The organism is Bacillus sp. AFS037270 (genome assembly GCF_002585305.1).
Genome location: NZ_NUNF01000026.1, coordinates 35796 through 49103, shown reverse-complemented (window position 1 = coordinate 49103; position 13308 = coordinate 35796). Strand labels below are relative to the sequence as shown.

At 41.0% G+C, this 13308-nt stretch carries 11 protein-coding genes; 9 read left to right on the top strand and 2 right to left on the bottom strand.

Features of this window, described 5'->3' with window-relative positions; genetic code table 11:
* Nucleotides 1–104: 104 nt before the first annotated feature.
* The gene (locus COD92_RS13540; protein ID WP_176550433.1) at nucleotides 105–1838 is read left to right on the top strand and encodes a cytochrome c3 family protein; all 1734 of its coding nucleotides are present in this window, start codon (nucleotides 105–107) and stop codon (nucleotides 1836–1838) included.
* 29 nt (nucleotides 1839–1867) lie between these two features.
* Here the strand turns inward: COD92_RS13540 and COD92_RS13535 are convergent, their stop codons facing one another.
* A complete protein-coding gene (locus tag COD92_RS13535) occupies nucleotides 1868–3802 on the bottom strand; it encodes an SEC-C metal-binding domain-containing protein (protein WP_098996391.1) in 1935 nt (644 codons plus the stop codon).
* A gap of 298 nt (nucleotides 3803–4100) precedes the next feature.
* On the opposite strand from COD92_RS13535, the gene prfB reads away from it, so the two are divergent.
* The 6 genes from prfB (at nucleotide 4101) to COD92_RS13505 (ending at nucleotide 10037) form a co-directional block, all read left to right on the top strand.
* A protein-coding gene (gene prfB / locus COD92_RS13530; protein ID WP_098530920.1) for a peptide chain release factor 2 occupies nucleotides 4101–5202 on the top strand; the annotation gives its coding sequence in 2 pieces (ribosomal slippage) (nucleotides 4101–4172 and nucleotides 4174–5202; 1101 coding nt in all).
* A gap of 320 nt (nucleotides 5203–5522) precedes the next feature.
* Nucleotides 5523–6389, top strand: a complete 867-nt coding sequence (locus COD92_RS13525) for a YitT family protein (RefSeq protein ID WP_098530921.1) — start codon at nucleotides 5523–5525, stop codon at nucleotides 6387–6389.
* Between the two features lie 53 nt (nucleotides 6390–6442).
* Nucleotides 6443–6790 (top strand): cytochrome c551, encoded by a 348-nt coding sequence (gene cccB, locus COD92_RS13520; RefSeq protein ID WP_098530922.1) that lies wholly within the window; start codon nucleotides 6443–6445, stop codon nucleotides 6788–6790.
* Nucleotides 6791–7066: 276 nt separating this feature from the next.
* Nucleotides 7067–7753 carry a cell division ATP-binding protein FtsE gene (ftsE, locus tag COD92_RS13515; protein ID WP_098530923.1) on the top strand — a complete coding sequence of 229 codons (687 nt, stop codon included), beginning with the start codon at nucleotides 7067–7069 and terminating at the stop codon, nucleotides 7751–7753.
* Entirely contained in the window at nucleotides 7743–8636 is an 894-nt protein-coding gene (ftsX, locus tag COD92_RS13510) for a permease-like cell division protein FtsX (RefSeq protein WP_098530924.1), read from the top strand. Before ftsE ends, ftsX begins: the two co-directional genes overlap by 11 nt.
* 99 nt (nucleotides 8637–8735) lie before the next feature.
* Nucleotides 8736–10037 (top strand): murein hydrolase activator EnvC family protein, encoded by a 1302-nt coding sequence (locus tag COD92_RS13505; RefSeq protein ID WP_098996390.1) that lies wholly within the window; start codon nucleotides 8736–8738, stop codon nucleotides 10035–10037.
* 2 nt (nucleotides 10038–10039) lie between these two features.
* Here the strand turns inward: COD92_RS13505 and COD92_RS31935 are convergent, their stop codons facing one another.
* Nucleotides 10040–10204: a hypothetical protein gene (locus COD92_RS31935; RefSeq protein WP_176541227.1), complete on the bottom strand. Its 165-nt coding sequence runs from the start codon at nucleotides 10202–10204 to the stop codon at nucleotides 10040–10042.
* A 103-nt stretch (nucleotides 10205–10307) separates the two neighbouring features.
* Between COD92_RS31935 and COD92_RS13500 the strand changes: the two genes are divergently transcribed.
* Both COD92_RS13500 and COD92_RS13495 read left to right on the top strand, forming a co-directional pair.
* Nucleotides 10308–11762 (top strand): S41 family peptidase, encoded by a 1455-nt coding sequence (locus COD92_RS13500; protein ID WP_098530926.1) that lies wholly within the window; start codon nucleotides 10308–10310, stop codon nucleotides 11760–11762.
* A 333-nt stretch (nucleotides 11763–12095) separates the two neighbouring features.
* Nucleotides 12096–13289: a PDZ domain-containing protein gene (locus COD92_RS13495; protein ID WP_098996389.1), complete on the top strand. Its 1194-nt coding sequence runs from the start codon at nucleotides 12096–12098 to the stop codon at nucleotides 13287–13289.
* Nucleotides 13290–13308: the final 19 nt, after the last annotated feature.

Sequence of the window (13308 nt, the reverse complement as noted above, 5' to 3'; positions counted from 1 at the left end):
CCAAATAGCCGCGTCATCATTGCTATAATTGACTTATAAACATTATTGATAATTGAAGTAACATATCCAACATAACTAAATTAACAGAAAAAGAGATGAAACGAATGAATCCTATCACAAGGTATAAAAAGGTATCTGCTAATGGTTTATTGATTTTATTATTTTTATTGATAGGCTGCGCATTCATCTCTCTGAGTAATGTGGTCTTTGCAGATGATATATCTGAAACAGGGATTGTATTCCCAGATAATACGGTACAATATGGCGAGGATTTAACCAATATCCCTAAAAATGCTAAGATAAAATTTACTATTGTGGATCAAAATCCTATTCTCCAAATAGATAAGGATAAAGCTATTAAAGTGATGCAGGGTAATACAGAAATTACAGGGACAACAACATTAAATAACCTTGAAATTCCGGGTATGTTTGCTTATAGTATCACCTTTGACCCAGATGATGACTTTAAGCTAAACCAATCCTTTATTGCAAGCATTGATCCTAGCTCAATAGGTGACCCAGCAATAAATAAAATAAATAAAAAATCATTCAAATTTACCACGAGGACAAATACTGAATGGGAGGATTTTGACGATGATTCTCATCAAACAAGTTCCAATCCGCACGGTCATTACACCTTAAATACTAATATGTGTTCGACTTGTCACAGTACCCATAAAGGGTCAACAGATACCCTTGAAGTAAAACCAAGTGACGATGCCACGCAGAACTATTGTATGGCATGTCACGATGGAACCATCAATGCACCGGCAATTGATAATCGTGATAGTAAAAATCACCATACGGCTGGAGTGGACAAAACCCAACAAGCTTCCTGTACCACTTGTCATAACCCACACCTGGATTGGAGTAAAGATAATCCTAATCTATTGAAAGACCATTATGTATATAATCACAAAACAGAAGACCTTAATAAAAGAGGATTAACTACTTTGAAAGTAGATAGTATAGAAACCTCTTGTATAAATTGTCATGAAGAATATACTGTGCTGGATACGTTATCTAGTACAACTAAGAGTATCTTTGACACGAAAACCTTTTTGAACGGTTATTATGAGTTCCTCCAGTATAAAAAATCATTAACTGCAAGCGGCAGCATGGATGATTATTCGTTATGTCTCTCTTGTCATACCGATATAAAAAAATACTATACTGATGGGGTAACAACACAGCATTCGATTACAGCACAAGACGGCAGTAAATTACAAGGTTTCTTGCCTTGTGCTGAATGTCATGAGACACATGGTTCGAATAATTCATTTCTCTTGAAAAGTACATTTGGTCACGACAATCCAACAGGTGGATTTACATTCACGGGTGATATAAAAGATTGGGATGTAAATACAGAAAAACAATTTTGTATGAAATGCCATAATGGTTCTACCTCTTTATACGGTGTAACAGCGAAGTTACCTAGTCCAGAGAATCATCCTAGTCAGACAGCAGCCTGCTCAGTGTGTCACGGAACAGGTGGTTTAAATCAAGACCGAATACTAAGTGCTGCCCATGGACCAAAGTCTGTCCCATTATCCGATCCTGTAGCAGCAACTCCATCTAGTACAACGACTGGAACAGCAGAATCAAGTACACCAGATTCTTCAACAGCGATTGAACCGACGGCAAGTACCAATTCACAAACAGATACTGGTGATACACCATCGTCCAGTTCTGGTACAACAACTTCTGGTTCTGGTACAACAACGACTGATTCCGGCTCAGCATCAGTTGATACTAGTTCACAGCAGACGGATACTAGTTCAACACCAGTCGATGAAGGTAAACCAACGACGGGAGCGTCAGAAGTAATAGCTCCATAAAAAAACGAGAGGGTTTTCCCTCTCGTTTTTTATTTCCCCTTCAACCACTTCTCCAACCCATCAACTTTCTTCCACAAATGCAAATGCATATCCGCATAAACAATCGCTTCGTTTTCATCCCCAACACCATAAAAATCAGGAGGGTAGGCAGGCAATCGTTTTTTGCCGGTTAAATAAGGAATCACAAACTTGTTTTCCTTTTTAGCACCTTTCAAGAGCATCTCGGCATTAGCTGTAAAACCATGCTCACATAATTCCAATAATAGCCGGTTATATAGGTTCTGAGCAGTCGTTTCTTCATATTCTTTAAGAATACCATGAGCCTTTTTAAACTCACCCAAATCCATATAAGCAACAAATAAGGAGAAACGGACACCCTGGTTGTCCATTGGGTTTAATTCAAGCAATTCTTCGTATTGCCGGGCTGCCTCTGCTACTTTACCCTGAACCGAAAGGGCCTCGGCATAATGAAGTTTTGCCCGCATGAATGGTCTTGTTTCGAGCAATCCCCAAAAATAACCCTTGTTCTCCTTGAAAAAGTTCTTACCTAGGTCTCGCTCGCCGGCTTGAATTCCTTTTTCATATAATAATATCGCTTCCTCTAAGCTCTTAGTTTTTTCGGCAAGAATCACGTAGGCGTCAACACAATTCGGATTCAGCTTTAACGCTTCTTCTGCCAATTTATACCGCTGCTTACCATCAGTTTGGAAGGCGTCATAAATCAAGTTGCGTGCATGTTCCTCATCACGCCTTGATACTTTTCGCACGTTGGTTTTCTTCGTGTGCTTATCTGCAGCACTTGGGAGTGTCTTAACAGTAGAGGTGCTATCCGTTTTCTTCGCATCTTGAGCCGCTTTATTTGCAGGGAATTCTATCACAGGTGCTATTTGAACGAGAGGTGTCTCAATTGTATCATCTTCCCCATAGAGGATTCCGATTAACTCAGCCATTTCCTCTGCTAATTCGAATTCTAAATCAGATACAACCGAGGAAATACTTCCGGCGGAAACTCCATATTGTTTAGCTAGATCCTTTTGAGTAAATTGTTCTATTGGAGCAACCATTGCCAATAAATAATGAAGCGCGGCTACATATATATTTGGATTTTGGATTCGCTTTTGTTTTTTTTGACAAAAATGATGCCAAAGAATCAAGCCTGTATCTAAGACTTGTGGCGGCAGCTGCATTTGCAGCTTGTCCTTAAAAAGATCTGCTACTTCCTTGTAAATAGGAGCGGGCCAATCCATTTGGTCGACTTCCACTAAACCGCCAACCATTGGCAGCTCGCTTAGCACCAACATAAAAAGATTTGTCATATACTCTTGAGGTGTGTCGTACTCTTCCTCAAAACTGCAATCCTCGATGTAGGAAATAGCAAGCTCTGGTTTGAGCCCCTCTAGTTCTAATGGTGCCGGGAAAAATACATATTGATGTTCAAATGGGAGCAGAATCCCCGTAAAAAACGAGCCTTCTTTTACTTGAATGAAGTCTGTTAAATTAATGGTCTCAAGTTGTTCCGATGTGAAGCCGTCTTCAATTGTCAGCGTGTTATTGTCGACAGACAAAACTTTCCCGGCGATGGTTCTTGCATCCGTCCATGTTTGTAAAATATGTCTTAATTTAGGACGTTTCATTTTTCCAGCTTCGGCACGAATGAATTTTTCTATAATTGTTTCCCCATCATCCAACTCTTCAAACAAGGAAAACCATACGGAATGAATCATTTCATAGAATTCCCGTTCTTGGTCTGTTTCGATGTCTAGCATCTCTTCAAGCAGTTCAAAATCCTCAGCCATTTCATGACCAAAGTGATAGTAAGCAAAATGGAGGAACTGTTTTTGCAGTTCCTCTATTTCATTGACAAGCACCTCAGTGATGGAAATAGCGTCATTCGCTCCGCAGCACTTTTTATACTTTTTTCCACTCCCGCAAGGACAAGGTTCATTACGATTTATTTTCTCCATTCGCCTTTGCTCCTTCTCAATAAATTGGCTCCCGTACTGTAGTTAGTTATTTATTTATGTATGAGTTTCTAGTTAAAATCCGGATTGTTCCTATTTAATAGTACCATCTTTGACACAATGAAATATATAAATACTAAGGATATTTAATGGAATTTTATGATTTGTAATGGAGTGATTTATGAAAAATAATAGGGATGAATGGCCAAATTTTGAATTTATTTAGGTTAACACGCTATAATGGATAGGGACTGACTAATTTAAACAACATAACGGATTAATTTTTATAGAGGTGAAGAAAATGGAATTAGCAGAAATTCGGAATGAGCTTGAGAAAACAGCTAAGACATTAGCGGACTTTAGGGGGTCTCTTTGACCTTGAAAATAAAGAAGCCAGAATTGCCGAGCTAGATGATGAAATGCTTCATCCTGATTTTTGGAATAATCAGGAAAAGGCGCAAACCGTTATCAGCGAGGCAAATGCTTTAAAGGATCAAGTGAACGAGTTCATGGAGTTAAATGACTCCTATGAGAATCTCGAACTAACCTACGAACTTGTCAAAGAAGAAAATGATGAGGAATTAAGGGCAGAGCTCGAAGAAGAGCTGGAACAATTAACAAGCCGTTTAAATCAGTTTGAACTTCAGCTCCTTTTAAGTGAGGAATATGATAAAAATAATGCCATTCTTGAGCTGCATCCTGGTGCCGGCGGGACGGAATCACAGGACTGGGGCTCGATGCTGCTGCGGATGTATACCCGCTGGGCGGAAAAGAAGGGCTTTAAAGTGGAAACACTTGACTATCTCCCCGGTGATGAAGCAGGGATCAAGAGTGTCACATTGTCGATTAAAGGCCATAATGCTTATGGCTATTTGAAAGCAGAAAAAGGGGTTCACCGGCTTGTTCGGATTTCGCCATTTGACGCTTCAGGGCGACGTCATACCTCGTTTGTTTCCTGTGAAGTCATGCCTGAATTTAATGAAGAAATTCAGGTCGAAGTCCGTACGGAGGATTTAAAAATTGATACGTACCGTGCAACGGGTGCAGGTGGACAGCATATCAACACAACAGATTCGGCGGTCCGGATTACCCACCTTCCAACAGGAGTTGTCGTTACCTGCCAATCGGAACGTTCACAGATTAAAAACCGTGAGTCGGCGATGAAAATGTTAAAAGCGAAGCTGTATCAACGGGAAATTGAGCGTCAGGAGCAAGAACTTTTGGAAATCCGCGGCGAACAGAAGGAAATTGGCTGGGGAAGCCAAATCCGTTCCTATGTCTTCCATCCTTATTCCATGGTAAAAGACCATCGGACGAATACGGAAAGTGGAAATGTGCAGGGGGTTATGGACGGAGATTTAGATCAATTCATTAATGCTTATTTGCGTTCACGAATTTCATAATCATGAAAAAGCCTTTGCCGATTTGCTCAGCAAAGGCTTTTTTGCCGGTAAATAGTTGGTATCCGCCAGAAACTGGCCGCCATGCGCCAGTAAAGTAAGCTGGGGAATCTCCAGGAACTATGCTCAAAATGAATATTGAATTAATACCTCTCATGAAAACACAAATAAAGGCAAAAGCTACAATTAGCTAATGAAATTCACCTCAGGGAGTTTCACTTTATTACCACTTTACCACGTTAACTTAATGCCATTTACACCAATATTTATGAAATGCTATACTCACTTTCAGATTTAGATAGAAAATAGAGGAGAATCTGGGTATGAACGTATTTAACAACCTAACACAAACCTATCCGAAACTGAGAGTGGCGTTTGAATATATTCTCGTGTTAATAGGAGCGGCAATCATCGCCATAACCTTTAATGTGTTTTTGCTCCCAAACCAAGTCGCTTCAGGTGGAGTAAGCGGAATTAGTACCATTTTAAAGGGCGTATTTGGATGGGAACCAGCCTATGTTCAATGGGCCTTTAATATTCCGTTATTTATTGCTGGTGTTTCCTTTTTAGGAAAACAATTCGGTGTGAAAACTCTTGCCGGAACCATCTTTCTTCCATTTGTTGTTTTTCTGACGAAACATCTTGAACCTTGGACACATGATGCCCTTCTTGGAGCATTATTTGGAGGAATAGGCGTAGGACTTGGGCTTGGAATTGTTTTCCGAGGAAATGGCTCCACTGGCGGCACCGATGTAGCTGCTCAAATCATCAATAAATATACCGGTTTTACCCTTGGCAGATGCGTTGTCATGATCGATGGGTTGATTGTTCTTACAGCTGCGGCTGTCTTTGATATTGAAAAAGGATTGTATGCGTTAATTGCCCTATTTGTAACAAGTAAAACGATCGACCTTGTTCAGGTAGGATTTAACGGTTCAAAAATGGCTATGATCATTACGAATAACCAAGATGAAGTTCGTGAGGGAATCCTGAATAAAATTGACCGTGGAGTGACAAAACTATCAGCATATGGTGGTTTTACAGACCATGAACGGCCAGTGCTCATGTGCGTGGTAGATCAAACGGAGTTCACAAAATTGAAACATTTGGTCAAAACCCTTGACCCATCTGCATTCGTGATTGTTATGGACGCTGCCGAGGTGCTTGGTGAAGGTTTCAAACGCGCATAGGATTGGTATAATAGTACATTGATGGAAACATTTACTTAAAAGGGGGTAATGTGATGATGAAGAAATTGTTAACCCTATTACTTGGAACCTCTCTTGTGATGGGACTTGCAGCTTGTGGCGGCGGTGACAACAAGGATACGTCAAAAGATAATGGCGGCGGTACAACGGAAACCTCAAATGCAGGTGATGCCCAAAAGATCTACGATCAAAAGTGCTCTAGCTGTCACGGCGGCGATATGAAGGGTGCGATGGGACCAAACTTAACGAAGGTTGGCTCAAAGTATTCAAAAGATGAAATTCTAGACATACTTAAAAACGGTAAATCAGGCGGAATGCCGGCAAAAGTGGTAACCGGCGATGATGCTGAAACCATGGCAACATGGCTTGCAGCGAAAAAATAAGGAATATACGAAAACGTTCTGTTACGATAAACAGGGCGTTTTTTATTTGCAAATTTAGATGAATAAGTTGAGAATAGTGAAAATTTTGTCAAGTTTTGTTTTTTGATTGAAAAGAAACTGTAATACAATTACCACTTTTTTTAGCGAATTATGATGTTATAATAAAAACATGCGAGATTATGCACATATTGTTTGTTATTTTGGTCCATTGTGTAAAAAATACGAAGATTATTGTCGAATTTTATTCGAACTAACTTCCAATATAGGTGATAATAAATGATCGAATTACAAGATGTATATAAGAAGTATCCGAATGGTGTAACAGCTATAAATGGTATAGATGTCAAAATTAATCAAGGCGAATTTGTCTACGTTGTTGGTCCAAGTGGTGCCGGTAAGTCGACCTTCATTAAAATGATGTATCGTGAAGAAGTACCATCTACAGGAACGATCACGATGAATGGCGTTAACCTTGCCAAATTAAAAATGAAAAAAGTGCCACTGTTTAGACGGAATTTAGGCGTCGTTTTCCAGGACTTCAAACTCCTTCCATCCCTAACGGTGTATGAAAATGTGGCATTTGCACTTGAGGTAATTGAGGCCCAGCCAAAATTTATCCGCAAGCGAGTAATGGAAGTACTCGACCTTGTTGGTTTAAAGCATAAAATTAAAATGCTGCCAACAGAGCTGTCCGGTGGTGAACAACAGCGTGTTTCAATTGCCCGCTCGATTGTGAACTCTCCAAAAGTTGTTATTGCGGACGAGCCAACTGGTAACCTTGACCCGGAAACATCATGGGAAATCATGAAGATTTTTGAAGAAATCAATAATCGAGGAACAACTGTTGTGATGGCAACTCATAACAGAGAGATCGTAAATACATTAAAACATCGCGTTATTGCTATTGAAGGCGGCAAGATTGTTCGCGATGAGCAAAGAGGTGACTACGGTTATGAAAATTAGAACAATTGGCCGTCACGCCCGTGAGAGTTTAAAAAGCATTAAGAGAAACGGCTGGATGACTTTTGCATCCATTGGTGCCGTTACCGTTACACTAATCCTAGTCGGTGTCTTTTACGCCATTATGATGAATCTTAACCGAGTGGCCCAAACGATTGAAGAGGATGTAGAAATCCGTGTTCATATCGATGTGGCTGCTAATCAACAAAATCAGCAAACGTTAAAAAATGAGATTGCTAGTATCCCAGAAGTAAAAAGTATCGAATTCTCGCCGAAAACAAAGGAATTAGATAATCTAGTAAAAAATCTTGGTGAGGACGGAAAAGCGTTTAAGCTTTTTGAACAAGATAATCCGCTAAATGATGTCTTTATCGTCAAGACGAAAGACCCTGCTGATACGATGAAAGTGGCGAAGCAGATTGAAAAAGACAACTTTGTCGCAAAGGTTAAATACGGTCAGGGCAAGGTTGAAAAATTATTTAAGTTTATCAATGCGGCTCGAAATGTTGGGATAGTTCTTGTCATTGGCTTATTCTTTACGGCTATTTTCTTAATCTCGAATACGATTAAGATTACGATTATTGCGAGACGAAGAGAAATTAAGATTATGAGATTAGTAGGAGCAACGAATACCTTTATACGCTGGCCGTTCTTCCTAGAAGGTCTATGGCTCGGAATTGTTGGTTCCATTTTACCGATTGTACTGATTTCGATTGCCTACTATCGTGCCTATGATTATTTAGGACCTAAGCTTCAAGGGACTTTTATTAAGGTATTGCCATTTGACCCATTTGTCTATCAACTTTCAGGCATATTAATTCTAATGGGTGCCTTAATAGGTGTTTGGGGCAGTGTCATGTCCGTACGTAAGTTTTTAAAAGTTTAATTTGTAAGGAAGGACGGCACGCTCTGTCCTTCCTTCAGTTATGAATAAAGATTGTCGATAACGAGTTACCTGTGTAAAGAGAGATGGAGGAACAATTGGATGAGGAAAACAGTAATGAGCCTTGCCGTTACGGCAACGGTTGGGTTTGGAACCATTTTTGGAGGAACATCTGTTATAACAGAAGCTGCATCAATCTCCAGCTTAAAAGGCGAACAAAACAAAATCCAGGAACAACGCTCCGGTATAAATTCTACTATTAATCAAAAAAACAATCAGATTAGTGAATTACAGAATCAGCAGGCAGATGTAAAAAGTGAAATCACAAGAATAGATTACGCGATTACCGACTCAACCAATAAGATTAAAGAAAAAACAGCGAAGCTTGAAAGCACGAAGGCTGAAATTATGAAACTTCAAGGCCAAATGGAGGTCATCAAAGACCGGATTGAAAAACGGAATGTTTTGTTGAAGGACCGCGCCCGCAGCTATCAAGAAACAGGCGGTATGGTTAACTATATCGATGTTTTAATGGGTTCGGAAAACTTTAGTGACTTTGTTGATCGTGCCAATGCTGTCGTGACGATTATGCAGGCGGACCAGGCCATCTTAAAAGAGCATGAGGCAGATAAACAAGAATTAGAAACAAAACAAAATGAAGTCAAAACAAATCTTGCCAGCTTGGAAAAAATGGTGTCGGATTTACAAACACTGAATCAACAATTAAGTGCCCAAAAGGCGGAAAAAGATAAATTATTAGCAAGCCTAAAGGAGCAGGAAAACGAAGCACATGAAGGCGTGATGGATTTACAAGAGCAAGATGCCCTTCTTGCAGCTCAACAGGCAGCTATTCAAAAAGCAATCTCGATGGAGCAGGAAGCACAAGCGAGAGCAGCTGCAGAAGCGGCTGAAGCTGCAAAGCGCAAGGCGGCTAGCAGCAGTAATACAAGTTCTAGCAGTAGTTCTAGCCATGTAAGTTCAGGAGCGACACCTGGCGTATCGAGCGGCTATTGGACACAGCCTGCTGTCGGTTATTTAAGCTCTGGTTTTGGAGTACGTGGCAGTGAAAGACACGCCGGTGTAGACATTGCCAATCGTGCAGCAGTGCCAATTGTTGCCGCAGCTGATGGTGTCGTCATTCGATCCTATTTATCTAGCACATATGGAAACTGTATCTTTGTCTCCCACTCTATTAATGGACAGGTTTATACCACTGTCTATGCCCACATGACCACCCGTATGGTCGGCAGTGGAGCAGTCGTGAAAAAAGGCCAGCAAATTGGCGTCATGGGTAACACTGGCGCATCTCATGGCCAGCATTTACACTTTGAACTTCATAAAGGTCCGTGGACACAGGATAAGCGCTTTGCAATTAATCCTGTCGGCATTGTGCCGCTCCCATAACATCAAAAGGAAGGAACCGACTGGTTTCTTCCTTTTTCGTTTTTATAAGTTGGCTGCTGATTTCCGCTCCAGCCCCGTACTCCCACAGGCGTCTTACGCTCCAATCTACATGTCCCAAAATAAACAATAACGTTTAACACTAAAGGCTCATCCCGCTTTTTAATCATAACTCGTCCTTTCCTTACATATAAGTTAATAATCGGGCAGGAGTTCGGTGGATTTTTGAGAAATAGATAGGACAGGCATTTTTTTACTTGAGGAGGATTCGGGATGAATCGTAGATGGATTGCCCTGTTAATGACGGGTTCACTGCTGACAGGAGCAGGGGGCACATATGCTGGAATGACTTATTTTAATAAAACAGCTGCCACATCCAAATTGGAGCAAGCAGTCAGCCCTAAAGAACAGGCTGCCGCTGCCGAGGAAAATACAGACAATCTTGTAAAGGTAGAACAGGCCTATGATCTCATTTTAAACCGCTACGTGGAGAAAGTGGATCGGGATCAATTAGTTGAAGGAGCCATCCAAGGGATGCTGTCCGTATTAAAAGACCCGTATTCGGTGTATATGGACAAGGATACCGCTAAGCAATTCACGCAAACATTAGAATCATCTTTTGAAGGTATTGGTGCCGAGGTTGGTATGGTGGACGGTAAAATTGTTATTGTCTCCCCTTTTAAAAATTCTCCGGCTGAAAAAGCAGGCATCAAGCCGAATGACCAAATTTTAAAGGTCAATGGAAAAAGTGTGGAAGGTCTCGATTTAAGTAAAGCAACTCTCAAAATTCGGGGGAAAAAAGGGACCACTGTTGAATTAGAAATAGCCAGAAAAGGCCTTAAAGATCCACTGACGATTGACGTTAAGCGGGACGAAATTCCACTCGAGACCGTTCATTCTTCGATCAAGAAACAGGATGGGAAAAAGATCGGCTATATTGAAATTACCACGTTCTCAGAGGATACCGCTGCCGATTTTAAGAAGGATTTAAAGGCGCTTGAGAATGACAATATCAAAGGGTTGATCCTTGATGTGCGCGGTAACCCTGGCGGCTTGTTAGACAGTGTCGGAGAAATTTTAAAAGAGTTCGTTCCAAAGGATAAACCATATGTGCAAGTAGAGCAGCGAAATGGTGAAAGGCAACGTTTCTTCTCAACCCTTTCAAAGAAAAAGGATTATCCAGTCCTTGTCCTTGTTAACAAAGGCAGTGCATCTGCATCTGAAATACTGGCAGGTTCTCTCCAGGAGGCGGACGGATATAAGCTTGTTGGGGAAACGACATTTGGCAAAGGTACTGTCCAGCAGGCGATCCCAATGGGAGATGGCAGCAATATTAAGCTGACATTGGCTAAGTGGCTGACACCGGATGGAAACTGGATTCATAAGAAAGGGATCAAACCGAATGTTGCGATCCAGCAGCCGGCTATTTTTGATACCCATCCCATTCAGGTCGATAAACCGCTGGTGGAGGATATGAACAATGAACAGGTGAAGAATGCTCAGGAAATCTTAGATGGATTGGGATTTGAGCCTGGCCGGAAAGATGGTTATTTTAGCGAAGAAACAAAGGTAGCGGTGAAGGGCTTCCAGCAGGAACATAATCTACCGGCTAATGGGAAAATTGATGAAAAGACAGCTGCTAAGCTGGAAGAAGCAGCTGTGAAGGAAATGAAAAAAGAGAAAAATGATTTGCAGCTGAAAATGGCACTGAAGTTAATTTCAAATTAAACGACCTGACAGGGGCTTTTAGCCTCTGTTTTTTTATGGAAGTGAATCGTGGTTCAGAGCTGGTTTGGCGGGAATATTGTCTAGTTAGGCGGAATTATCCAGAATTTCCGCGGAAATAGTGGCGGGTTGCGCGGAAATACTTCAGAAATTCGCCGAATTCCTACAAAAGTTGGCGGAATCCTCCAATCTGAAACCAAAATGAATGGATATTTTAACTCATTTTTTTTTTTCTAAAAACTAGCAATTTGTTTTATGTTATTAATTTGGTAAAATAAAGTTTAAGAGATTTTTATTTCATATATCTAGAAATTTAATAGAGGCAGGTGGCAGGACATGGTAGAAACGTGGCTTGTGGAGCTTTTGAAAGGGACAGGCAGGTTCTTTCTTCATCCTGTTTTATACTATCTCGTTTTCCTTGCAGGTGTATTAGGAGTCATGAGGGTAAAACGTGAACGGAAAAATTTTCATATTCGAGCGGAGGACGCCTATTTTGAACTTCGGCAGTTATTTCCATTGGGAATGGTGATTGGGCTTGTGCTGTCGATCGTGACGATTGCAGCAGGAATCGCGGTTCCATTTGCAGCCATTTTGCTTATTGCTGTTTTCACGCTAATTTGGTCGTTGACAACTAATATACGTCTGATCTCACCGGTGTATACAATTGGGGCTGCATTTTTCGCAATCATTATCATTGCACAAAATAACTGGTCGGTTCCGCTTTTTTCACAGACGTTTTCTTCGATTGGTGATAATGTCTATCCGTCAATGGTTGTCATTCTCGGATTATTGTTACTGGCAGAAGGTATCTTGATTTTTAAAAATGCCAGTAAAGGTTCTTCCCCTAAACTGGCAAAAAGTAAGCGTGGACAGGTAGTTGGGGTCCATGAGGTCAAACGCCTTTGGATGGTGCCCTTGTTCTTGCTGATCCCCGGAAATGCCCTTCATCTACCTTTTGATTGGTGGCCTGTTTTCCATTTGGGGACGAAAGAGTATTCACTAATCTTTGTTCCCTTTGCGATTGGTTTCCACCAGCAAATTAAAGGAATGCTTCCAAAGGTGGCGATTCAGCTTCACGGCCGCCGGGTTATCATCCTTGGCGCGCTAATTTCACTGCTTTCGGTGGTAGGCTATTGGTATCCATTGATTTCGATTGTTGTAGCCGCACTGGCTGTCATTGGCCGCGAACTGTTAGCACTGTTTGCTTATTTGAAAGATGACAGTATGACGTCTTATTTTTCCAAGAAGAATAACGGTGTCATGATTATTGGGGTTATTCCAGAATCACCGGCGAGTAAGATGGGACTTCAGGTCGGCGAAATTATCTCGAAGGCCAATGGTGTTGTGGTCCGCGACGAACAAACCTTTTATGAAGCACTGCAAAAAAATCGCGCCCACTGTAAGCTCGAAGTGTTCGACACAAAAGGCGAAATCCGCTTTGTGCAGCGTGCTCTTTATGAGGGAGACCACCATGAGCTTGGCGTCCTGTTTGTTCAGGATGAAAGGAAGTATGATGAAAAGATTTGCTAAGTAAAATCTATTTGTTTGT

Coding starts and splice junctions, on each gene's coding strand:
- COD92_RS31935 (WP_176541227.1), bottom strand. CDS start 10,204: ATGATTAAAAAGCGGGATGAGCCTTTAGTGTTAAACGTTATTGTTTAT.
- COD92_RS13535 (WP_098996391.1), bottom strand. CDS start 3,802: ATGGAGAAAATAAATCGTAATGAACCTTGTCCTTGCGGGAGTGGAAAA.
- COD92_RS13495 (WP_098996389.1), top strand. CDS start 12,096: ATGGTAGAAACGTGGCTTGTGGAGCTTTTGAAAGGGACAGGCAGGTTC.
- cccB (WP_098530922.1), top strand. CDS start 6,443: ATGATGAAGAAATTGTTAACCCTATTACTTGGAACCTCTCTTGTGATG.
- COD92_RS13505 (WP_098996390.1), top strand. CDS start 8,736: ATGAGGAAAACAGTAATGAGCCTTGCCGTTACGGCAACGGTTGGGTTT.
- COD92_RS13540 (WP_176550433.1), top strand. CDS start 105: ATGAATCCTATCACAAGGTATAAAAAGGTATCTGCTAATGGTTTATTG.
- COD92_RS13500 (WP_098530926.1), top strand. CDS start 10,308: ATGAATCGTAGATGGATTGCCCTGTTAATGACGGGTTCACTGCTGACA.
- ftsE (WP_098530923.1), top strand. CDS start 7,067: ATGATCGAATTACAAGATGTATATAAGAAGTATCCGAATGGTGTAACA.
- ftsX (WP_098530924.1), top strand. CDS start 7,743: ATGAAAATTAGAACAATTGGCCGTCACGCCCGTGAGAGTTTAAAAAGC.
- COD92_RS13525 (WP_098530921.1), top strand. CDS start 5,523: ATGAACGTATTTAACAACCTAACACAAACCTATCCGAAACTGAGAGTG.